General features: G+C 38.7%; 22 protein-coding genes. 2 read left to right on the top strand and 20 right to left on the bottom strand.

Annotated features, from left to right (window positions below; all coding sequences use genetic code 11):
- Positions 1-105: 105 nt before the first annotated feature.
- Positions 106-627 (top strand): DUF2179 domain-containing protein, encoded by a 522-nt coding sequence (locus tag LQ203_RS03820; RefSeq protein ID WP_063233682.1) that lies wholly within the window; start codon positions 106-108, stop codon positions 625-627.
- Positions 628-659: 32 nt separating this feature from the next.
- On the opposite strand, the gene LQ203_RS03815 is transcribed toward LQ203_RS03820, so the two are convergent.
- The 12 genes from LQ203_RS03815 to LQ203_RS03760 all read right to left on the bottom strand — a co-directional run bounded on the left by LQ203_RS03815 (position 660) and on the right by LQ203_RS03760 (position 13,071).
- On the bottom strand, positions 660-938 hold the full coding sequence (locus LQ203_RS03815) for an HNH endonuclease (protein WP_230155857.1): 279 nt from the start codon (positions 936-938) through the stop codon (positions 660-662).
- A gap of 15 nt (positions 939-953) precedes the next feature.
- Complete coding sequence (locus LQ203_RS03810) at positions 954-1,358, bottom strand: cytosolic protein (protein WP_230155856.1); 405 nt, start codon at positions 1,356-1,358, stop codon at positions 954-956.
- A 64-nt stretch (positions 1,359-1,422) separates the two neighbouring features.
- Positions 1,423-2,178 (bottom strand): exodeoxyribonuclease III, encoded by a 756-nt coding sequence (locus tag LQ203_RS03805; RefSeq protein WP_230155855.1) that lies wholly within the window; start codon positions 2,176-2,178, stop codon positions 1,423-1,425.
- Positions 2,179-2,256: 78 nt separating this feature from the next.
- Positions 2,257-3,762 carry a cardiolipin synthase gene (gene cls / locus LQ203_RS03800; RefSeq protein ID WP_230155854.1) on the bottom strand — a complete coding sequence of 502 codons (1,506 nt, stop codon included), beginning with the start codon at positions 3,760-3,762 and terminating at the stop codon, positions 2,257-2,259.
- Between the two features lie 128 nt (positions 3,763-3,890).
- Positions 3,891-5,327 carry a glycogen synthase GlgA gene (gene glgA, locus LQ203_RS03795; RefSeq protein WP_230155852.1) on the bottom strand — a complete coding sequence of 479 codons (1,437 nt, stop codon included), beginning with the start codon at positions 5,325-5,327 and terminating at the stop codon, positions 3,891-3,893.
- A 16-nt stretch (positions 5,328-5,343) separates the two neighbouring features.
- Positions 5,344-6,450 carry a glucose-1-phosphate adenylyltransferase subunit GlgD gene (gene glgD / locus LQ203_RS03790; protein WP_230155850.1) on the bottom strand — a complete coding sequence of 369 codons (1,107 nt, stop codon included), beginning with the start codon at positions 6,448-6,450 and terminating at the stop codon, positions 5,344-5,346.
- 17 nt (positions 6,451-6,467) lie between these two features.
- Positions 6,468-7,634 (bottom strand): glucose-1-phosphate adenylyltransferase, encoded by a 1,167-nt coding sequence (locus LQ203_RS03785; RefSeq protein ID WP_290370516.1) that lies wholly within the window; start codon positions 7,632-7,634, stop codon positions 6,468-6,470.
- The gene (gene glgB / locus LQ203_RS03780; RefSeq protein ID WP_230155848.1) at positions 7,634-9,574 is read right to left on the bottom strand and encodes a 1,4-alpha-glucan branching protein GlgB; all 1,941 of its coding nucleotides are present in this window, start codon (positions 9,572-9,574) and stop codon (positions 7,634-7,636) included. Before glgB ends, LQ203_RS03785 begins: the two co-directional genes overlap by 1 nt.
- A gap of 246 nt (positions 9,575-9,820) precedes the next feature.
- Positions 9,821-10,834 carry a glycoside hydrolase family 15 protein gene (locus tag LQ203_RS03775; protein WP_230155846.1) on the bottom strand — a complete coding sequence of 338 codons (1,014 nt, stop codon included), beginning with the start codon at positions 10,832-10,834 and terminating at the stop codon, positions 9,821-9,823.
- Positions 10,835-11,803: 969 nt separating this feature from the next.
- Positions 11,804-12,322: a mismatch-specific DNA-glycosylase gene (locus LQ203_RS03770; RefSeq protein ID WP_230155844.1), complete on the bottom strand. Its 519-nt coding sequence runs from the start codon at positions 12,320-12,322 to the stop codon at positions 11,804-11,806.
- A gap of 199 nt (positions 12,323-12,521) precedes the next feature.
- Positions 12,522-12,737, bottom strand: coding sequence for a hypothetical protein (locus tag LQ203_RS03765; protein ID WP_230155841.1), 216 nt, complete (start codon positions 12,735-12,737; stop codon positions 12,522-12,524).
- Between the two features lie 13 nt (positions 12,738-12,750).
- Complete coding sequence (locus LQ203_RS03760; protein ID WP_230155839.1) at positions 12,751-13,071, bottom strand: DUF2642 domain-containing protein; 321 nt, start codon at positions 13,069-13,071, stop codon at positions 12,751-12,753.
- A 617-nt stretch (positions 13,072-13,688) separates the two neighbouring features.
- Between LQ203_RS03760 and LQ203_RS03755 the strand changes: the two genes are divergently transcribed.
- Entirely contained in the window at positions 13,689-14,834 is a 1,146-nt protein-coding gene (locus LQ203_RS03755; protein ID WP_230155837.1) for a glycosyltransferase, read from the top strand.
- A 322-nt stretch (positions 14,835-15,156) separates the two neighbouring features.
- Here the strand turns inward: LQ203_RS03755 and LQ203_RS03750 are convergent, their stop codons facing one another.
- From LQ203_RS03750 to sat, 8 genes are all read right to left on the bottom strand, one after another.
- Complete coding sequence (locus tag LQ203_RS03750; protein ID WP_230155832.1) at positions 15,157-16,056, bottom strand: sulfite exporter TauE/SafE family protein; 900 nt, start codon at positions 16,054-16,056, stop codon at positions 15,157-15,159.
- A 171-nt stretch (positions 16,057-16,227) separates the two neighbouring features.
- Positions 16,228-16,842, bottom strand: a complete 615-nt coding sequence (locus LQ203_RS03745; RefSeq protein WP_230155830.1) for an NAD(P)-binding protein — start codon at positions 16,840-16,842, stop codon at positions 16,228-16,230.
- Positions 16,823-17,584 carry a sirohydrochlorin chelatase gene (locus tag LQ203_RS03740; protein WP_230155828.1) on the bottom strand — a complete coding sequence of 254 codons (762 nt, stop codon included), beginning with the start codon at positions 17,582-17,584 and terminating at the stop codon, positions 16,823-16,825. The genes LQ203_RS03745 and LQ203_RS03740 overlap by 20 nt, the downstream gene beginning before the upstream one ends.
- Positions 17,584-18,360 (bottom strand): uroporphyrinogen-III C-methyltransferase, encoded by a 777-nt coding sequence (gene cobA / locus LQ203_RS03735; protein ID WP_230155826.1) that lies wholly within the window; start codon positions 18,358-18,360, stop codon positions 17,584-17,586. The genes LQ203_RS03740 and cobA overlap by 1 nt, the downstream gene beginning before the upstream one ends.
- 19 nt (positions 18,361-18,379) lie before the next feature.
- Entirely contained in the window at positions 18,380-18,595 is a 216-nt protein-coding gene (locus tag LQ203_RS03730; RefSeq protein ID WP_230155822.1) for a DUF3906 family protein, read from the bottom strand.
- A gap of 17 nt (positions 18,596-18,612) precedes the next feature.
- Positions 18,613-20,238 carry a nitrite/sulfite reductase gene (locus tag LQ203_RS03725; protein ID WP_230155820.1) on the bottom strand — a complete coding sequence of 542 codons (1,626 nt, stop codon included), beginning with the start codon at positions 20,236-20,238 and terminating at the stop codon, positions 18,613-18,615.
- A 16-nt stretch (positions 20,239-20,254) separates the two neighbouring features.
- Complete coding sequence (cysC, locus tag LQ203_RS03720; protein WP_230155817.1) at positions 20,255-20,854, bottom strand: adenylyl-sulfate kinase; 600 nt, start codon at positions 20,852-20,854, stop codon at positions 20,255-20,257.
- A gap of 41 nt (positions 20,855-20,895) precedes the next feature.
- Positions 20,896-22,044: a sulfate adenylyltransferase gene (gene sat / locus LQ203_RS03715; RefSeq protein ID WP_230155815.1), complete on the bottom strand. Its 1,149-nt coding sequence runs from the start codon at positions 22,042-22,044 to the stop codon at positions 20,896-20,898.
- Positions 22,045-22,057 lie beyond the last annotated feature (13 nt).

Raw genomic sequence — 22,057 nt, 5'->3', positions numbered from 1 at the left:
TCTCCTATAATTTTGTGGTTAGATTATGGAAGATGTTACTTATGGAATGAACATACCCAAGAAGAAACATCTAATAATACTGGAAGATATTGGTGAGGTGCTAAATTGAAAGAAATACTTCTGATTCTACTATTGCAACTTATTTATGTTCCGATTTACACGCTGCGAACCATTTTCTTAGTAAAAAATATTACCATACTTGCCTCGATACTGGGTATCGCAGAAATGTTAATATACGTTTTTGGTTTATCCCTAGTATTTGGCGGTGACCAAAGCATACTCGCCATGGTTGTATATGCAGTCGGTTTTGGAATCGGAATAATTTTTGGTACGAAAATTGAGCAAAAACTCGCTATTGGTTTTATTAATGTAACCGTTAATACTCAAACCAAAAATGAACAGTTAGTTGATACATTGAGGAACAACGGATTTGGCGTCACTCTTTATACGGGCGAGGGCAGGGATAGCAACCGTTATCGGATGGAGATCTTGACAAAACGAAACCGGGAACAAGAATTGATAGCAACCGTTGAAAAGTTTGAGCCTAAGGCCTTTATCATTTCATATGAACCTCGTTATTTTAAAGGCGGATTTTTACTTGACCGGTTGAAAAATAAAGCAAGCTGAAATAAAAGGCAAAAGCCATGGGCTTTTGCCTTTTATTTGGTTTTTGATTTTCTTAACTTGACTGCTTTCGTTGCAGGTTGCTTTTTAATCCACTTTACATATTTTTTTAATGATTCATCATCTTTTAGCAAAACTACGTTATATAGTCGGATGGATAGCTCTCGGTTAGAGTACAAGGCGTGAATCTGTTTATGACATGATTTACAGAGATAGGCGATTGGTAAATGGATGCCGCCTTCCTCTCTTGGTGTTAAATGATGAATGGTTAATTCAATCTCATCCCTGTTACAAAGCTCACAAGTACCTTTCATCTCATCACACGGCCGTTACGGCTTTACGGATTTTCCTTCTTCAACAATATGAAACATCAAATGGGCAAGATGATGGATTGGCCCATACTCTTCGTTGTCTTCATCTTTATCATCTTCCGCTTCATCTTCATCCATGCCTTGTAAATAAAGGGCCATGAATTCATAAAAATCGTTTTTAGAAAAGGAGTAACAATCACTTGGATCTTGATTATCTTCTTCATACTGTAAAACAAGATGAGATAAATCCCCCTCATCATCTTCTGCATCAAAAAAGACGAAATACCCAATATTTGTATCCAGTTCGAATAATCTGCGAAATCCACGCGATGTTGTTTTTTCAAACTCAGCTGCCGTCAGTTTTTGCACTTGCATGGTGTCAACATTATCTTCTTGATGAAAGCTCACGATGAATGTGTTCATAATCTAACCTCCTGTTGAATATGGATAACCAATAGTATCCCCATTTAAACGAATTTATTCGATTTTAAAGGTTTGTTTCCAAGACAACCGGGCAATGATCACTGCCCATTATATCGCAGTGAATGTTAGACTCTATTAGAGAATCAGACAAACGTTTTGAAACAATAAAATAATCGATTCTCCACCCAATATTCCGCTCTCTTACTTTACTCATATAGGACCACCAAGTATAGGCACCTTCCTGGTTCGGATAAAAATGGCGGAACGTATCGATAAAACCTGCATCAAGTAGTTCAGACATCTTCCCGCGTTCCTCAGTAGTGAAACCAGAATTCCCAATATTAGGTTTTGGGTTCTTCAAGTCGATTTCCTGGTGTGCGACATTTAAATCGCCACAAAAGATAACTGGCTTCACCTTATCCAGTCCTTTAAGGTAATCAATCATCCCATCTTCCCATTCAAGCCGGTAATCAAGTCTCGATAAATCCCTTTTGGCATTCGGTGTGTATACATTCACCATATAAAATTTCTCGAACTCCAGGGTTATGATTCTTCCCTCCGGTTCCTCATCCTGCCCGCCTACACCATATTTCACTGAAAGTGGTTTTTCCTTAGTGAATATAGCTGTACCGGAATATCCTTTTTTCAATGCATAATTCCAATATTGATGATATCCTTCCAATTCAAGCGAAATTTGTCCTTCTTGTAGCTTAGTTTCTTGAAGGCAAAAAATATCGGCATCCACATCTTTAAAGTAATCTAAAAAACCTTTTTTAACACACGCTCTAATTCCATTAACATTCCAGGAAACCAATTTCATAATCTCTCTAATTCTCCTTATAGCCAACTAATGATTTCATTACATATCAACTATACTATTGATCTTGAATTTTTCCCATTAGAGTACATTCGAAAACAACCTGGCAAATGATTCTTTTGAACGTTCAAGCAGCCCGCGATTGTTATACATGATTGGATCTAATTTGTCGCAATCCTTCATATCCTCTTTGTAATGGCTGACAAGGTCATCTATGGAACGTGTTCCCATAAGAAAGACATTCACTTCGAAATTCAAATGAAAACTCCTCATATCCATGTTTGCCGTCCCTATAGAAGCGGTATCACCATCAACAATGATAAGCTTCTGATGTAAAAAACCTTTTTTATATGAGTATACCTCTACACCGAATTGAAGCAGCTCCCCGAAATAGGAACGACTTCCGTATTGGGTTAAAAAACCATCATTTACTGCCGGAACCATAAGTCTAACTTGTATCCCCTTTATCGCGGCATGTTTGATTGCCGCTTTAATCGCTTGGTTAGGTACGAAGTATGGACTTGCAATCCAGATTGATTCAGTAGCACTAGTGATAAGCGAATAGTAAAAATCACTCATGATTCCCTGTTGTGTATCCGGTCCACTTGCTACAACCTGTACAGCTCCATCACCTTTTTCGATTTTGTTTTTAATCTCCGGACGTTCTTGCAATACACCTTCTCCGCTGACATATTCCCAATCCATAAGGAAAACAGTATGAAGCATATATACAGCTTCCCCTTTAAGGACCATGTGTGTATCTCTCCAAAATCCAATGTTTTTATTTCTTCCTAAATACTCCTCACCTACGTTCAAACCGCCGACAAAGCCAATTTTGCCATCAACGATGATGATTTTTCGGTGATTCCTAAAATTAAACTTTTGATTGAAAAAACCGTGTTTCAAAGGGGAAAATGGATAAGCTTTTATCCCTGCATTTTTCATTCGCTTAACTTCATTATTTGAAAGGCTTAAACTGCCGGCGGCATCAAAAATGAATAAAACTTCCACACCATCTTTTGCTTTTTCAATCAGGATATCTATAATTTCCGTTCCAAGCCTGTCCGATCTAAAAATATAATATTCAATATGGATGAATTTTTCAGCCTTTTTTAACTGTTTAATGATTTCTGTAAATGTTTCATTGCCATTTTTCAAAACTTCTGTTTGCGATGATGTACTTATGGTCGTCTCAGATGCATTTTTGGCAAAATCGGCAAATGTTTGCTGATGATTATTCAAGAACGATAAATCTGGTGAAGATACATGCGTGACAAGACTCTTCCATTCTTCCCGGTCCTTTTTCCTTTTACTTTGAAACAAATACCCCTTTAAATAGAGCTGACCAGAAAATAGATAAAACATATATCCAAATACCGGAATAAACAAAAGCACATACATCCATAAAAGCGTTTCGTGAGCAAATCTGTTTTCCAGCATGAGTGAAAACATCGTAATAAACATAACAAAAATATATAATCCAATAAAAAATAGCTTCACGTCGAAGCTAACATCAGTAAATAGGATCATATACACTGCAGCAATTAAAATAAATAAAAATACGAACTCCATTCTTCTTCTTTTCATCTTTTCATTCTCCTACACAGCAATATTTTATATATATCTATACATATACCCATATTTGATGGTAAAAGAAACAAAACACTCGCGAAGACTTATTTTCGCAAGTGCTTTGTGTAATGCCTATCCAGTTTTCATTTCAATACAGGAGTCAAGCTTTCATATAGCTCCATATATTTTAAGGATGATGATGTCCAACTGAAGTCCAACTTCATTGCATTTTCGGTCAGCTTCTTCCATCTCTTCGGCTGGAATTTGTACAGCCCAACAGATTGTTCAATTGAATGCAGCATATCATGTGCATTATAATTCGTAAAACTGAAGCCATTCCCCTCACCAGTAAATTGATTATAGGGGATGACTGTATCACGAAGTCCGCCTGTCTCTCTCACCAACGGAAGAGTCCCATAACGCAGCGCCAGAAGTTGGCCAATGCCACACGGTTCGAATTGCGATGGCATCAGAAATAAATCAGATCCTGCATATATGCGCCTAGCTAAACCCTCATCAAAATATGTATTTACCGAAACTTGATTTGGATACTGCTCAGCTAAATGACGAAAAGCTGATTCATATTGCTCTTCACCAGTTCCTAAAAGAATGAATTGTATTCCTTGGTTCATCATTTCATGGAAAACATGGAGGATAAGGTCTATTCCTTTTTGATCAACTAGCCTGGTCACCATCGATATAACCGGAATGCCATCATTGACTGGAAGATTCAACGATTCCTGTAACTGACGTTTATTCTCCATCTTCCCCTCATAGGTATCGAAAGGAACTGCAAGGTATTCATCTGCGACAGGATCATATTCATCATAATCAATTCCATTGATTATACCTTTAAGGTCACCATTTCTTTTCCGTAAAAAACCATCCAAATTCTCCCCAAAATAGGGACTTTGAATTTCTTCTGCATAACTTTGGCTTACAGTTGTGACTATGTTAGAGAAGGCTAAGCCTGCTTTCAAATAACTGACATTTCCATGGAATTCAAGACCATCGACATTAAAATATAGCTCACTCAAATCCAGTAATTCTGCTAAAACAGATTTAGAATAAACTCCTTGATAGCGTAAATTATGTATGGTAAATATCGTTTTAATCTCCTTGTAGAAAGGATGATTGTGATAATGGGCTTTCAGTAATACACTGACAAGTCCGGTTTGCCAATCATGACAGTGGATGATATCCGGCTTTTCTTCTAAATAGGGTAAAGCCTCCAATACCGCACGGGAAAAGAACGCGAATCTTTCGCCATCATCGAAAAAACCATAACTCCCATGTCTTTTGAAATAATATTCATTATCCAAAAAGTAATATGTAATTCCATTTGCAACAAGTTTTTCTATTCCGCAAAATTGCTGGCGCCAGCCAACTGGAACTTCGATACTCGTCATATGCTTCATTTCTTGTTTGTAATGGTCAGGAAGGTCCCCATATTTTGGTAGGATGACACTTACATGGACTCCCTGTTTTTTTAGCGCTTTCGGGAGCGCGCCTATTACGTCTCCGAGCCCTCCCGTTTTTATAAAAGGGGCGCATTCTGAAGCAGCAAATACAACGTTCATTGCCGCACCTCCTCTATTAAATTACTTCCGCTTTTTTTATTACAGTTGGCTGATTCAAACCAATGACTGTTTTTTCACTCGTAATTTTCACTTCTTTATCAGTTATGATATTTTCTACGATAGCATCTTCTTCAATCTCACCTTTTTGCATGATGATGCTATTTCTTATGATTGCGCCCTTTTTCACCTTCACCCCTCGGAAGAGTATACTGTTTTCGACAGTTCCTTCAATAACACAACCGTTCGCTATCAAAGAATTGGTAACCTTCGAAGATCGTGAATATTTTGTCGGTGCTTCATGTTTGATCTTAGTATAAACATCCCATGTATCACCGAAGAAAGAACGGATGACGGTAGGGTTCAAGAAATTCATATTACTGGAATGAAAACTTTCAATGGAATGGATGAATGGCATATCTCCAGTAAAATTGTATCCTTTGACTGTAAAACGATGGAGATTGGCTTTCACAGCATCTTTCAAAAAGTCATATTCTCCACTGGCAACACAACTTTTGATCAAGTTCACCAATAAGGCTTTACTAATGACAAAGGTTTCTAAACAAACATGGTCACCAGGTTTTGGAATGGTATAAAAGCTAATGTCCGTGATATCCTCATCGGAATCTACTGAGCAAGTGTTATAGATTGGTTTTTCAATTAACTCCCCTACATAATCCTTATATACGACTGTGATATCCGCTTTATGTTTTTTATGGTAATCAAGCACTTCATTAAAATCCAATTTGCACACATGGCATCCAGGGGAAATGATGACAGTATCTGCCTCTGCCCGCTCGAAAAAGCTAAGGTGATCATAGAATTGCTTCATATCGCCTGTTACTTTTTCATCCGGATGGATCGGTGGCAAGATGTGTAATCCTCCTGACCGCCGATCCAGGTTCCACTCTTTTCCTGAGCCTAGATGATCCATTACTGAAAGATATTTTTCTTTTGGAAAAACGGCTACTTTTGATACATCTGCATTTATGAAGTTCGACATCGTAAAATCAATCAAACGGTAGCGTCCACCAAATGGCACAGATGCTACATTACGGTGAGCGGTCAGCTCTTTTAAATGTTGTTTTTCATTGATTAAGTTAATAATACCCAACACATTTTCCATAGCATCTTCCCCTTTTTCTAGTTAAGAGTAATCTTTTTTTTGTTTGGATTTATAATAGTCTGATTTTCGCCGATTAAAGTAATATCGGATGTAACCGCTGAATTACCAACTACGGCACCATTTTCAATAATGCAATTGCTGGCTATGATGCTTCTTTCTATATGAACATTTTCACCAATTGTAACATTAGGCATGATCACTGAATCTTTTATGGTTGAGCCATAGCCCACCTGTACATTATAGGATAAAACAGAATGTTCAATCTTACCATGTATCATGCACCCTTCATTGATAAGCGACTGACTAACCTCAGCATCTGATGAAATATATTGCGGAGGATGATTTGCATTACGGGCAAAAATTTTCCATTGCTGATCATCCAACTGAAAGTTTGGCTTTTCCTCCAATAAATCCATATGGGCCTGCCAAAGGCTCTCGACCGTACCAACATCTTTCCAATAATCATTAAAACGATAGGCATATAGCTTTTTTCGATCTTCAAGCATTTTTGGAATGATATTGCTACCGAAATCATTAGAAGAAGTTGCATCTTTTTCATCGTTTATTAAATAACGTCTTAGGGTCTTCCAATTGAAAAGGTAAACACCCATGGAAGCGAGGTTGCTTTTTGGATACTTTGGTTTTTCATCGAATTGGGTGACCTTATCATCATCATTGGTATTCATGATTCCAAAACGACTTGCTTCTTGCCATGGCACTTGAATGACAGCTATAGTAGCCTCTGCATTTTTTTCGATATGATAATCCAGCATCTTACTGTAGTCCATCTTATAAATATGGTCACCGGAGAGAATCAGTACATGCTCCGGATCATAGTTATCAATGTATTGAATATTTTGATAAACGGCATTTGCCGTCCCTTTATACCACTCACCGCCTTCTTTCCCTTGATAAGGGGGAAGAACGGAAACTCCGCCAACATCCAAATCCAAATCCCAAGCTTTACCGTTCCCAACATAATCATTTAGAATTAATGGCTGATATTGGGTCAGTACCCCAACCGTATCAATACCAGAATGAGTGCAGTTACTTAATGGAAAATCGATGATTCTATATTTACCGCCAAAGGGAACAGCTGGTTTTGCCAAACCAATGGTTAATTCACCTAACCTTGAACCCTGGCCTCCTGCCAATAACATTGCTATCCATTTTTTCGCTCCCACTATTCGTTCACTCTCCCCCGTCTTTTTTTTGTTTGCTTCATATAGATTGAAATGCCTAGTGGAGGTACAGTTATTTCCATACTGAATGGTTGATTTTGATAAGCTTCTTTTTTAACATTAATGGGTTCTTCATTGACCTGACCAGATCCTCCGAAAGCTGCTGAGTCACTATTGAACACCTCAATATATTTTCCCTGAGATGGTACACCGATTTGATAATGTGTATGAGTCTGTGCAGAAAAATTACAGACCACAATACAATAATCGCCTTTGCGTTTACCTTTTCTCATAAAGGTAATGATACTCTGACTACTATTGTTTGGATCTATCCATTCAAAACCCTCCTGGACATGATCAAGTCTCCACAAGGAGGAAGTTTCTCTATAAAATTTCTGTAGAGTGCGGAAGTAATAGGACAGTTTTTCATGAGATTCATATTCCAAAAGCAGCCAATCCAATTGTTCCTCATCTTTCCATTCTATGAACTGGCCAAATTCACCGCCCATAAAGAGAAGCTTCTTTCCAGGATGCGTCATGAAATATCCAAAGAGCAAACGCAAATTCGCAAATTTCTGCCAATAGTCACCTGGCATCTTATTTAATAGCGACCTCTTGCCATGAACTACTTCATCATGTGAAAAGGGTAAGACAAAATTTTCTGAAAAAGCATAGAAAAATGAGAATGTTAAGAGACTATGGTGATATGGCCTTTCCCCAGTATCAAGTTTCATATATCGCAGGATATCGTTAGTCCATCCCATATTCCACTTATAATTAAACCCTAGACCGCCTATATCGGTAGGTGAAGTGATAAGTGGCCGATCTGTTGCTTCTTCAGCCATCATTAATGCATTGGGATATTTCTTGAAAACCACTTCATTAAGTTTTTGCAAGAATTGAATGGCCTCCAGATTTTCCTCACCGCCAAACTGGTTTTTTAACTTGACCGGCAAAGGGTTGTCGTGATTTAAATAAACCATTGACGATACAGCATCGACACGTACCCCATCAATATGGTATTCATCCATCCAAAACATTACATTCGATATTAGGAAACTGATCACTTCCGGTTTGGTGAAATCAAAGTTATATGTTCCCCATAACGGCCGATCTGCCTTGTTATGATCGATCGGTTCATAAAGTGGCGTACCATCAAAACGGGAAAGTCCATGATCGTCTTTACAAAAATGGGCTGGAACCCAGTCCAAGATGACACCTATACCATTTTGGTGGCAAAGGTTAATCAAATACTTAAAATCTTCCGGTGAACCGTAACGACTAGTTACAGAATAATAGCCCGTAACCTGGTATCCCCAAGATTTATCAAATGGGTGTTCCATTATGGCCATTAATTCTATGTGTGTAAAACTATTATCAATCACATAATCAACTAATCTATCAGCCAAATCACGGTATGAGTAAAATTCACCGCTTTCCGTCTGTTTCCATGTTCCGGGGTGCACTTCATAAATGGACATGGGTTTATGATAAATATTTTCCTTTTTCCTATCCGCTATCCACTTCGAATCTTGCCATTCAAAATTATCCAGCCTTTTAATGATCGAGGCTGTTTTTGGTCTGACTTCCGAATAAAAGGCATATGGATCGGCTTTAAGGATACGTTTATTTCCAGGTGTATGTATTTCGTATTTATAAAGTTCCCCTTCTTGTAATTCTGGTACGAACAACACCCAGATACCTGAACGCCCGATCCGTTTCATCGCATGATCTTTTCCGTCCCAATCATTAAAATTACCGACTACTGAGACTTGCTTGGCATGGGGGGCCCAAACGGCGAATCTTACTCCTTCTTTACCTAATGATGTTACAATGTGTGCCCCAAGCATTTTATAACTTTCATAAAGGGTGCCTTCATGAAATAAAAACAAATCGAAATCGCTTGGACAGTTCTCTTGTAGCTGGTCGATAATTGTATCCAATAAAACCCCTCCATAAATATGAACTCGATAGTATTTTAACCATCCTTCCCCAGTTATTATATATATTCGGTGAAAATGATGTTAATCCTTCCAATGGAGGAGAAGTTATTGTAATAAATGCCCGTTTTTTTCAAAATTAAAACATTTTTTCGAGAAAAATAACCATTTTATGTAAAAATAATGTTATTTCAATAAAAGCTCTCCCTATTTTTTAGGAAGAGCTCTACGTTTTCCTGTATGAATACTTCATGTTACTTGTTCGGTGCGCATCATGTGAGTTTTCGTTAAGAATAAATAAGATAAAGAGACGGACCATGCCAAGGGAGTATTCCTGTTAGGAATATTACTGCCTCCAATATATAACTCAGGGACTTCCCAATTTTCTGGAATGATCATTTTCGTTTTATCTATATATTCCTTTACTTTGTTCATCATACCAAGTTCATGATAGCATAACCCCAACCACGGAAGCCCGAAACACCATTCCGCCTCTTGGCCTTCATTATAATAAAGGTCCTTTTCATATCGTATACAGCCGCTCGTTCTCTCAAGCCGCTCAGTGACATCCTTCAATATTTTAAGCGCTATATTACGATCGACGAGTCGATAAGGATAAATTAAGGATAAAAGAGCTAAATCCGTATCTTTTGAAGAACTTTCTCTTGGAAGTAGGAAACGGAGTGTTTCTTCTCCCTTTTTAATTAGTTCCTCCTTTACGTTGACCAGCATTTTGACTGAATTCAGACCAGCAACACATGCACCGATGCTTGAGGCGTGAATTTCGACATTTTCTTCCCACATCCCGTTATCTTCCGACTGCCAATATTGCAGGCATTCTAAATAATTGACCAACTTTTGAACGATTTGTAAATCACGTTCATTTCTTATCACCCTTTTCCCATGCCTGTATCCTTCTCCAACACCCCATAAAAAGGCACCTACCGCATCATTTTGAGCATGCCCCCACTCATCGGGCAGTTCTTTTAGCTCAGGGGAATATCGGGCATGGATATATTCATATAGATATTGGGGTTTCTGTTCAGTATGAATATCTATCTTCCACTCATAGGATTGAAATAAGTCGAATAAAGCGTGATATGCCTTCTCATAACGATTGGATGGGTCATTTATAAAAGGCAGTACTGTATAAACGACATCCCTTATCCAGACATAATTATAATCATTGGAAACGCTCGCAGTGTACGCACCATTAGGAAGCCGCATACGATCAAGAACCTCTAGGGCACCATTTACATTCATTAATTGAACACCTCCATAGTTACTTGCTTATTCCCATTGTTGACAGACTGCCGTTTTCTAAACGTTGGTTCATTCATTTTAAATTAGAAGCGCTTTCAATTCAGTTAAGCTAAACTGACGTTTCAGAAGTTCATTTACCCTAGTTTATGTAATCACTGCCTTTTTTGATAATCAAGCTTCCAATGTTCATTAAAAAGCGTTATATGCCTAGCCAATTTGAACGGATTCAAATAGGAGCTTGTTTTAAATTAATGAAAATGATTTTTTTTTGCATCTGCGAATTCACGCTCTATCGTTTTGATTTCTTTACACCTTCATCACCTCAAGTTCTAATGCATCTATTTAAAACAAAAAAGACTGTAGACAAAAGGACTATGTAAAAACAAAGTTGATTGGAACGGGTGTGCAAGACTCCTGCGGGGAAAACGCCTCCAAGGGTGACGGTTCCGAGGAGGCTCCCCGGCCACCCGAGGAAAGCGAGTGCCTGGAGCGGAAATCAACGGTCAAGTTTTACAAACACTCAAATGGTCTATAGCAATATCAATTATTATCAAGTTTGTAGGAAAAAGGAGTTCTATCTATCGGTTATTACAAAGTTGATTGGAACGGAAGGTACGAGACTCCTGCGGGAAAAGCGTGTCTACGGGAGACCCCGCAGGCGCAGGGCGCCGAGGAGGCTCCCGGACCGCCCGCGGAAAGCGAGTGCCTGGAGTGGAAATCAACGGTCAAATTTTAAAACCCCCAAAAAAACTGTAGACAAACTCATTATTATCGAGTTTGTCTACATGCTACATTCATGGCAGCGAAAGTAAGCATCGCATGTATCGACAATTTTCTAAGTATTCTTAACGTAGTCCAATGCAAATGGACTTGGAGAGGGCTAAATGTGACCTAAATAATGACCTAGGATATGCCATGGCTTTTCCTTTCAGCTTTATCCTGATCCATCTCATTTTTTAATAAATTTCGTTAATGGGATTCCAATTTGTGGAGCAGAATTGGTATCTCCCTATATATTTCAATGATTTCTTCTATCCGCATTCTCACTAATCCACTGGATGAAGGGGCAACGAATTCCATGCTCCTTTTTGATGAAGGATCTTCTTGCAGACCCCATGCGATTTTTCGTAATTGCCGATATTCCTGATAAACACCCTTGCCTACGAAACAGACAAGTTTAGGTTCATACTTTTCAATTTTCCTTTTTAATTGCTTCCTTCCTTTTATGTACTCTTCTTTTGTGATTTCGTCAGCACCTTTTGTAGGCCTGGAAACGATATTTGTAAAACCATAACCTAAATCCAGTAAAGAAGAATCCTCAGTCGGGTGATATTTCCTTGGTGTCAGCCCGGACTCGAAGAGGATTTTCCAAAAACGGTTGTTAGGATTCGCATAATGATGGCCTGTCTCTCCTGACCGGATACTTGGATTGAATCCAACAAATAATATTTCCAAATTTTCTTTTATATGATCGGGTATGCCTTTCATTTTTTTACTCCTTTTCTAATCCCTTATCTAATTATTGTACAAAACCGAAAAATATTTAACTACCTTTTCCGCCATTTCACAGTACCTTACACTATATACAAGAAAAAATCACAGATTAGGATTCTACAACCATTGAAATATCGGCTAATAACGAACAAAAGAAACAGCCACCTGATAGATGGCTGCTTCTTCTTATAAATTATTGTGCGTTATCTACGCGTACAAATTCTATTTGATCTAATGGGATAGTAATAATATCCAAATCACTTTCATAACCTGGGGCCGATTCTGTTATTCGAATGATTTGGTTGGTTACCCCATGTAACACTCCCTCAAATAAATCACTGCTCGTAGCCACTGTGACCGTGTTCCCAATGTAATGTCTTAATTGTCGATAAAAAATACTAGCTAACAATGCATTCTCCTCCTTAAATAGGCTCTCTAACTGAATTGATTGCTCTTAATGGAACAAATACAACAGTTCCGGCGGTTTCGCTAATTACGATATAATCAGATTCAATAGCACTTAAGATCCCAGTCACTGGGGCAAAGTCATTGGAAACCGTTACTGTTCTTCCTAGTAATTTTCTTAAAACGCTTTTTAAATCATTATACGACTCACCAGTTGGCTCTGTTCCAGGTCTCCCCGGACGCCCATTTTCAACAAGCCATTTATAGAAGAGATAGTCTGAGGTATTGTTTGTACATTGCTTCTCACTTTGCTTCTCACTTTGCTTCTCGTTACTCATTTTTTTACCACCTTTTTGATTGTTATTTCTTTACCTTAATGCTCGCATTTCTTTTTCTAATCTTCCTTTCGGTCCCCCTTTCTTTTCTTTCATACAGCAATGAACTCATTCTCGATCGAAAATGTGAATGCTGGTATGGATCCGACTAAAAATGAATTTTCGGTCTGGATTTGTGCTAGGATTTTTGCCTAGATTCGATCTTCTTGAATTCCTTGATCCACTAGAGTCACTTGATTTCTTTGAGGATCTTGAAATTTTGCTGCGCCTTTCTTATATCGCTTCAAAAGTAGTATATTGATGACTTATCTTTTTGGCTTGGACTAAACCACCTTTTTTTTCATTACTTGAATTTATATTTGAAGGTTTTACAAAACCATGTCCAATTCTTAAAGAACTGAATATGATACGGTTGAGGTGATAATGGTGACATATAGACGAATAAAGGATTACAAAAGCATTGTTCAAACAGATTATGCGGACGGTAATAATGGTTGCGCCATGATAAATGGGATGGTTCTAGATGCCCTCTCTAAATTCTTCATTAAAAAAAGTTCAACTCAAATTAAAGTTCATTCATTTCATGAATCGGACGAATTTTGCCTAATAGGAAAGATATCATGAAAGCCACAAGAGTTCTGATGGTGTTAGATACAATGGATGTAAGTGGAACGGAAACGCATGTGTTAAGTCTTGTGAAGGAATTACAGTCTAGAGGGATATACACAGCGGTACTTACTGGAAATGGAAGCATGATAAGTCGATTACGTGAAACGGGATGTACCATTCATCACATGAATTTCCCTGCCGCATTAACAATAAAGTCAAAGACGGAATCTCTATTGTTAAAAGGGCTGGTTGATTTAATACGTCAAGAACAGATAACACTAGTGCACGGTCACCAGATTACTTCCGGCCACATCTCGGCCAAGGCAGCGAAAATCTCTAATATTCCGTTCGTTTTCACACTTCACGGGACATACTTCCCTGATTGGGAGATTAGAAGTGTCTTACAGTTTACAGATGCCGCGATTGCCGTAAGTGAGCCGGTGAAAAAATATATTCAGCCTTTTTTCCCTAAGAATATATCAGTGATTGCTAATGGAATTGATACTATCGATTTTTCCCCTTCCCCTTCATTGGAATTAAGAAAAAAAATGAATATTCCTTTGAACGCTAAAGTAATTGTTTACTGCAGTAGGATTACTCGTCATAAAGCAAAAATCTGTATGCTTTTAATCAAAGCCTGCAGGGATTTAAAATTAAACGATATTTCCAATCTCCATGTAATCATCGTCGGTGACGGGAGACAACTCAAGGATATTAAGAATATGGCAGCAAGTATCCAATCTTCATGTAAGGAGGAATTCATTCATTTCACTGGGGAACAAAAGAATGTTAGGGACTATTATGCACTTGCTGACTATGTCGTTGGTACGGGGAGAGTGGCATTGGAAGCAATGGCATGCGAAAAGCCCATCATTTCTTGTGGAAATCACGGCTACTTCGGAACGGTAAATAGGAATAATTTTCAACAAGCGTGGGAGTGCTACTTTGGGGATCACGGGGCAAAACAAACATGTAACCAAGCCATTCTATATCAGGACTTACGCAACCTTCATCAATCAAATATCGGTGTTCAAACAGGAAAGGATTTAAGAAAGTTGGTAGTAAAACAATTCGATAGTAAAAAAAACATATTACCGCTTATTGAATTATATGAAAGTACGATTCAATCATTTGAACAGCAGCAGACCATAAACTAATGGTCCTGCTGCATATTCCATAAATGGGATAGATAAAATTGAGCTGATTTTAGGATAGGGGAGCTTTTCATGCCTTATTAGGAGAATAAAGCTACATAGAAACTAGCCGCAGACGTCTCTCAATTATCAAGACAGCCAAAAAGCGAGAAAAATAACAATATGATATAACACTGCTATGTTCTATCTTAGGAACTATAGGGATTCTATCTATGAAACGAATCTAGGAACCCACTTACAAACCTTTCATTAAATGACTTTTCTCGTAGGTATTCTATGAACCTATGATTATTTACATAAAAGCTGCCACTGTCCACCTCGGTTTTTAGGAGGCATTCCGCTGTTGTTCGATATGACCATGTTTTTTTGCTGTGGACATCTTATTGATGGTAAAAAGGATTCCCGAAATCCAAAAAATCACAATACCAGTATAGATATATATATGGGATTCAACCGGAACCCATGCAGTTAAAAGTGTTCGAACATTGATTAATATAATGAAGCCACCTACTAAGACACCCATTAGTTGAGCAGGAAGCATCCTGACGAGCCAGGCTGCGATTGGTGCGGCAACCACTCCACCTATTATCAATGCTACTACCCAAAGCCAATTGACCGCTTCCCATCCAAGAGAAATGATAAAACCGAGACTTCCGAAGAAAGCAATGGCAAATTCACTCGTATCTACAGTCCCTACGGCTTTTCTAGCAGTCATGCCTTTTTTCGACAATAAAACGGGCGTTGCGATCGGGCCCCAACCACCTCCGCCTGTTGCATCACAAAAACCTGCAAAAAGTCCTAATGGAATGGATTGTTTTGCTGTTAATGGTTTTACAGTTTCATTTTCCTTTGACGGTTTAAAAATAAATAAAAAGCGGAACAAAACGTATACCCCAAGACCAAATAAAAATATGGCAATATACGGTTTAGCTAATTCGGCAGGCAGATTGCTCAGGAAACATGCACCTACAAAAGCGCCTACCGAACCAGGAATGACCAAACGGTAGACCATGTTCTTATCCACGTTCCCAAACTTTATGTGTGATGCTCCTGACACAGCTGTCGTAACGACTTCCGATAAATGAACAGATGCTGATGCTACTGCAGGGGCAATCGCAAATGTCAACAAAAGGGAAGTGGAACTCACTCCATACCCCATTCCAAGTGAACCATCGATTAATTGGGCTAAAAACCCGATAAAGGCTAAAACAATTAACTTTTTCATGACCTTCCCCTTTTTCCACTAAAATAGAACCTTGATATCATAGACCCGAATGGCGGTTACAGTTTGCCTGAAAAGAACATTCAGATTTCAATTCAGATACAAAAGGCACCTAACCAATGTAAAACACATGTTGGTTAGGTGCCTTCAGTTTTCTGATCAGCCCAATGATTTTTATTCAGTTTCTACTGGCAAAAGCCTGGCTAAAAAACGATATCTTTCTTTATGGGAATATTTATAAATATCCTCTATGGAATCTTTCAACAACTTAGATTTTTCCTCTTTTGAAAAAGAACCCTTTTTAATGATCATCCTTGCTTCGAAAAGAAATTCAAGATATTCTTCATATGACTCATCATACATTTCCCCTAAGTCATTCCGGATTTTTTTTGCGAGAGCTGGACTTGCACCTTGGGTAGAAACGCTTATGGAAAGCATGCCTCTATTCAATGTTGCTGGTATATGAAAATTACCCAGCTCATGATTACTAATTACGTTGATCAATTGATTTTGGGATGCATTCTCATACACTAGTTCATTAACTTCAGTAGAATCTGTTGCAACAATGATTAAAAAAGCATCTTTATAGTCATTTTCTTCCACTTCTTTAAGAAAAACATGAACCTTACCTTCTTTTTCCAATCGTTGAAATCCTTCGCATACCTCGGGACTTACGACGGTCACTTCAGCACCAGCTTCTAATAAGGGGCCAGCTTTAAAGTAACCTATTTTACCACCGCCGATAATGACACACTTTCTGTTCTCAATATTAAGCGTAATTGGATACATAAGCTCCCTCCCCACTCACTTCATGAATTCGTTCCGATATAGCTTGTTCAATCATTGGATGATAACCTAGATAACGGCAAAGTATGATTTGTTGTTCTCCCTTTTTCTGGATCTTTTTCAAATTGCTTTGGATGGACTGCATTAAGATACCGGTAAACAATAGATACGGAATGATAAATACTTGGTTTGATTGAGAATTCTCTGCAATATCCAATGCTTCTGCAAAGCTTGGTGATGCAGCGGTCAGATAACATTCTTCCACTTTGCTTTTTGGTAACCTGCTCCTTAGTAAATCCGCTAATTGACCTAAATCCCGTTTTACATCGGGATCGCTGCTGCCCCTTCCAACCAATAAAACCAATGAATCCTCCGTAACCTTTTCATTTGTTTCTTCCAACCGTTCCACTAATATGTCAACCATTTTATCACTGACACCTATGGGTCTTCCGTATTTCAAGACTACATTTGGATACCGTTGTTTCATTTTGTTCAAAATGACCGGAATATCATATTTTGCATGTACAGCAGTTAGCAATAGAACTGGAATGGCAATGATTCTAGTCGCACCTTGTTGTACACACCTTTCGTAAGCTTCTTCGATCGTAGGAGTTTCCATTTCTAAAAAGCAATACTCCTGAATGGCATTTGGCTGTGCTTCCATACAAACTTTAATAAAATCAATGGCTTGGGCTGAAGCTTCTTTAACACGGCTGCCATGGCAAATATATAAAATGGCCTCCATTAATAGGCCTCATTTGCCAACAAATTTTCGGTTTGTTTTGCTTCAAACCATTTGATTTTTTCTCGTAAATGAACGACATCGCCCACTACTATCATGCAAGGGTTGGAAATCTGTTCGTCATTGGCCGTTTCCACTACCTTAGCCAATGTACTGACAGCCGTTTTTTGCGTTTTTAATGTCCCCCAGTGAATAAGAGCTACAGGGGTTTCTGGACTTTTACCATGCTCCAATAGTTTCCCTTGAATATATGGCAGGTTTTTTACTCCCATGTAAATGGCTAATGTATCAATCCCTTTTGCCAGGGACTCCCACTTGATATTATCCTCTTCATCCTTTTTCCGATGACCGGTAACAATCGCGAAGGATGAAGCGTGATCTCTATGGGTGACTGGAATTCCTGCATAGGCGGAAGCAGCAATTCCAGCCGTAATTCCTGGTACGATTTCAAAGCTCACACCACTTTTGGCAAGGGCTTCCGCTTCCTCTCCACCGCGTCCAAAGACAAATGGATCGCCACCTTTCAAGCGGGTGACTACTTTTCCTTTTTTTGCAAATTTGACTAAGAATCGATTGATCGTTTCTTGCTGCAACAAATGATAATTTGGCAGTTTACCACAATTAATCAATTCCACACCGTCTTTTGCATAATTTAGTAGTTCTTTATTGACAAGTCGATCATATAAAATGACATCAGCTTCTTGAATACATTTTAATCCTTTTAATGTAATTAAATCTGGATCTCCGGGACCGGCTCCTACTAGATAGACTTTTCCCATTTTTGCAACCTGCCCTCCCTTAGAGAATTGTTTCGAATTCCGCTAAAACGAAACCTGCTCCATTTTTAATTTTCTTTTTTTCGTATAAAGAAATATCATCAACTTCCGGCATTTTCAAATAATGCTTTTCCAGCTCAATATCAACAAGCTGAAACGCCTGTTCATCTGAATCAGCGACAATGATGACATGGATTGGTTCTTCCTTGATCGTGACTTCAAAACGATATAGATTCATAAATAGCTTACCTTCCCTTAGACGGCCACTTCTTCTAATATATCATCAAGCTTGCTTTGTAACTCTGTTTTCCCTACCCTTTCCACAAAATCAAGGAAGGTTTCGGAAAGGAGCTTTGTTTCTTTGAAAAATAGGATAAGTTCTTTCAGAACATAATAGAGTTGTTCAGCCTCCACTTTCCCTTTAAGTTTTTCATTGAACTTCCCGCCCTCATTCAGGGTACCGCCGATGTATATCTCAAAAGCTTCCACCATCTGTTTTTCCTGGTTTTTCATTTTTATGCCTTGCAGTCCTATTTCGGCAATCGCTCTTTGACCACAGTTATTAGGACAACCTACCATATGCATCCTTACTGGTACATCCAGATCGATTTCCTCATCAAGTGTTTCAGAAATGGTCCTCATTCTGTTTTTTGTTTCGACGAGTGCCAGGTTACAATACTCGATGCCTGTACAAGATACGGAATAACCAATGAATTTTTTTGGTTGATAAGGAAATCTTTCAAAGATGGGTTCCTGTTTCAATTCCTCAAGTTTTGCATCCGGCACATTTGGAATAATTAGATTTTGAGAATTACAGTTGCGGATTTCACCATTACCATATTTTTTAGCAAGTTCTGCAAACTCAATCACTTCGTCTGGAGTTAGACGGCCAACTGGAATATTGACTCCAACATAGTTGAGTCCTTCTTGCTTTTGTTTATGGATGCCGTAGAAATAACCTGCATTCCACCCCTTTACTGCACTTTCTCCCTTTTCAGGAAGCGGACCGGTGTATTCCAGCAATTTTTCCTTGAATTTTTCAGGACCCCAGTCAGCTACAAGAAATTTCAATCGCGAGCGATGCCGTTTTTCACGGTACCCAAAGTCACGGAATATCGTCGTGATGGCGGCCGCCACTTCGACTGTTTTTTCAGGTAAAATGAATAAATCAAGTTCTTCTGCCAGCATCGGAACGGAGGATAGCCCGCCTCCTACTTTTACGTGAAAACCTACTTCCGTTACTCCATCAATTACTTTAGTAGCTGGATTGAAAGAGACACAGTTGATTTCGGCATTGGAAGCATTGTGAATATTAGCACTAATGGACATTTTATATTTCCTTGGAAGGTTTGAATAGTCTTCGTTAAGGCGGAAATATTCAAATACATCATAAAGGACATCACGTGTATCAAAAAGTTCGTCACGATCGAGACCAGCTAATGCATTCCCGATAATATTACGTGTAATATCTCCACAAGCACCAGCCGTAGTCATTCCAACCTTTTCCAAACGATTTAAGATATCCGGGACTTGTTCGATGGTCAGCCAGTGGAATTGAATGGCTTGACGGGTTGTAATGTCATATACATCCCTCCCATAATCTTTGGCGATGTTAGCTAGTGTGATTTGTTGATCATAAGAAAGGATTCCCCCGGGAATAACGACACGCATCATCCAATAACCAGCTTCTTTTGGGCGTTGCAAGTAAAGACCTGCCCACTTGAACATATCCCAATTCTCTTTAGGGATGGATTCAAAACCATTTGCAGCGTAATGTGGAATATCATCAAATATCTTCAATCCGTCTTTTTCCAATTTCCAGATTTCCGTTTTATTTTTAGCGATTAGTGGATTTTCCGACCAAAACTTCTCATAAACCATTACATTTCCTCCTTGATTAAATCGCTCTCTTTGCTGTCAAATAACCAATGACCTGTTCAACGCACTCTTCAATGCTGTATTGGTCGGATTCTAAAACGATTTCCGGTTGTACAGGTTCTTCGTACGGAGAATCGATTCCAGTAAAGTCTTTAATGATACCCTTACGAGCCTTGTCATAAAGACCTTTAGGATCCCGAACTTCACACTCTTCGATTGGGCACTTTATGTATACTTCAATAAACTCCCCGTCTTCAAGTAAATCACGCACAATCTGGCGATCTGCCCGAAAAGGCGATATAAAAGCGGTCAATACGAACTGCCCACTATCCACGAATAGCTTGGAAACCTCACCGATCCGCCTAATATTTTCTGTTCGATCCTCTTCAGAAAAACCCAAATCTTTATTTAAACCATGACGGATATTATCCCCATCCAAAACATAACTTCTAATATTCCGGTTATATAACTCCTTAGCCACTGCATTCGCAATCGTTGATTTTCCTGACCCAGATAGTCCCGTAAACCATAGAACAGTACTCTCATGTCCGTTCTGTTTTCGGCGAAGTTCCTTGGTCAATGTCGATTCATGCCAAGTTATGTTAGTATTTTTATTCATTATGATCCCCCTCTTACTTCATTCCTTCATTTTGAAACGCTTTAGTTAAAAACTTCATTCTTCTTTAAACCCTCGATCAATACCTCGATTACTTCTTTACGACTAAAGGTAACTGGAGGAATTTCACCATTACGTAACATTTCCCTAACCTTCGTACCGGAGAGGATAACATGGTCTTCCTTGCCATGCGGACAAGTTTTAGCAGAAGCCATATTGCCACATGCTTTACAATAAAAACTATGTTCAAAGAATAATAGCGTGATCCCTAACTCATCAGCGTTAAAATTCCCAAAGATTTTTTGAGCATCATATGTGCCATAATAATCGCCCACACCTGCATGATCACGTCCGACAATAAAATGGGTGCAACCATAATTTTTACGGACCATCGCATGGAAAATGGCTTCCCTTGGTCCTGCATAACGCATTGCAGCAGGGAAAACGGCAAGGGAGACGCGATCCTTAGGATAATATTTTTCAAGCAGAACTTTATAGCTCTCCATTCGTACATCTGCTGGAATGTCATCCGATTTGGTGGCACCTACAAGAGGATTCAAGAATAAACCGTCGACAATCTCCAGTGCTGTCTTTTGTATATATTCATGTGCACGGTGAACAGGGTTCCTCGTTTGGAATCCAACAACCGTTTCCCAACCTTTTTCTGCAAAAGCTTTCCTTGTCTCAACAGGATCCAAATAATGATCTTGAAATAACGGACGCTCGATTCTCTTAACCAATTTTATCTCTCCACCGACATATACATTTCCGCGGTTATATAAATTTTTCACACCTGGATGCTTCTCATCATCCGTTTGATATACTAATGTCGCTTCCAATTGTTTATCAGGTGTGAAAATATCGGAAACAAGGAGAACTCCGTATGTTTCACCTTCATGATTCAACTTTACTTCTTCTCCGATCGTGATTGTTTTTGCAGATTCTTCGGTTAACGGCAGTGTAATCGGGATGCTCCATACATGACCGCTACTAAGCCTCATATCTTTGACAACTGCCTCATAGTCACTTTTTGTGAAAAAACCTTTAATCGGACTGTAGGCACCAGTGCCTATCAATTCAAGATCACTTAAAGCAATTTCATCAATTTCGATTGAATTTGTTATTTTACTAAAATCATATTTTGGTTCCCAAAGATCGATTAATGTTCCTCCGTGCGGTAAACTGGTTGTCATGCTAATTTCCCCC

Source organism: Peribacillus sp. Bi96 (assembly GCF_918698115.1).
Taxonomy (GTDB): domain Bacteria; phylum Bacillota; class Bacilli; order Bacillales; family DSM-1321; genus Peribacillus.
This window is presented reverse-complemented; position numbering and strand designations above follow the sequence as displayed.

What these genes read in the sequence shown, in the direction of transcription:
- LQ203_RS03815 (WP_230155857.1), bottom strand. Translation starts at nt 938, where the DNA reads ATGAAAGGTACTTGTGAGCTTTGTAACAGGGATGAGATTGAATTAACC.
- LQ203_RS03810 (WP_230155856.1), bottom strand. Translation starts at nt 1,358, where the DNA reads ATGAACACATTCATCGTGAGCTTTCATCAAGAAGATAATGTTGACACC.
- LQ203_RS03805 (WP_230155855.1), bottom strand. Translation starts at nt 2,178, where the DNA reads ATGAAATTGGTTTCCTGGAATGTTAATGGAATTAGAGCGTGTGTTAAA.
- cls (WP_230155854.1), bottom strand. Translation starts at nt 3,762, where the DNA reads ATGAAAAGAAGAAGAATGGAGTTCGTATTTTTATTTATTTTAATTGCT.
- glgA (WP_230155852.1), bottom strand. Translation starts at nt 5,327, where the DNA reads ATGAACGTTGTATTTGCTGCTTCAGAATGCGCCCCTTTTATAAAAACG.
- glgD (WP_230155850.1), bottom strand. Translation starts at nt 6,450, where the DNA reads ATGGAAAATGTGTTGGGTATTATTAACTTAATCAATGAAAAACAACAT.
- LQ203_RS03775 (WP_230155846.1), bottom strand. Translation starts at nt 10,834, where the DNA reads ATGAATGTAAATGGTGCCCTAGAGGTTCTTGATCGTATGCGGCTTCCT.
- LQ203_RS03770 (WP_230155844.1), bottom strand. Translation starts at nt 12,322, where the DNA reads ATGAAAGGCATACCCGATCATATAAAAGAAAATTTGGAAATATTATTT.
- LQ203_RS03760 (WP_230155839.1), bottom strand. Translation starts at nt 13,071, where the DNA reads ATGAGTAACGAGAAGCAAAGTGAGAAGCAAAGTGAGAAGCAATGTACA.
- LQ203_RS03755 (WP_230155837.1), top strand. Translation starts at nt 13,689, where the DNA reads ATGAAAGCCACAAGAGTTCTGATGGTGTTAGATACAATGGATGTAAGT.
- LQ203_RS03750 (WP_230155832.1), bottom strand. Translation starts at nt 16,056, where the DNA reads ATGAAAAAGTTAATTGTTTTAGCCTTTATCGGGTTTTTAGCCCAATTA.
- LQ203_RS03745 (WP_230155830.1), bottom strand. Translation starts at nt 16,842, where the DNA reads ATGTATCCAATTACGCTTAATATTGAGAACAGAAAGTGTGTCATTATC.
- LQ203_RS03740 (WP_230155828.1), bottom strand. Translation starts at nt 17,584, where the DNA reads ATGGAGGCCATTTTATATATTTGCCATGGCAGCCGTGTTAAAGAAGCT.
- cobA (WP_230155826.1), bottom strand. Translation starts at nt 18,360, where the DNA reads ATGGGAAAAGTCTATCTAGTAGGAGCCGGTCCCGGAGATCCAGATTTA.
- LQ203_RS03730 (WP_230155822.1), bottom strand. Translation starts at nt 18,595, where the DNA reads ATGAATCTATATCGTTTTGAAGTCACGATCAAGGAAGAACCAATCCAT.
- LQ203_RS03725 (WP_230155820.1), bottom strand. Translation starts at nt 20,238, where the DNA reads ATGGTTTATGAGAAGTTTTGGTCGGAAAATCCACTAATCGCTAAAAAT.
- cysC (WP_230155817.1), bottom strand. Translation starts at nt 20,854, where the DNA reads ATGAATAAAAATACTAACATAACTTGGCATGAATCGACATTGACCAAG.
- sat (WP_230155815.1), bottom strand. Translation starts at nt 22,044, where the DNA reads ATGACAACCAGTTTACCGCACGGAGGAACATTAATCGATCTTTGGGAA.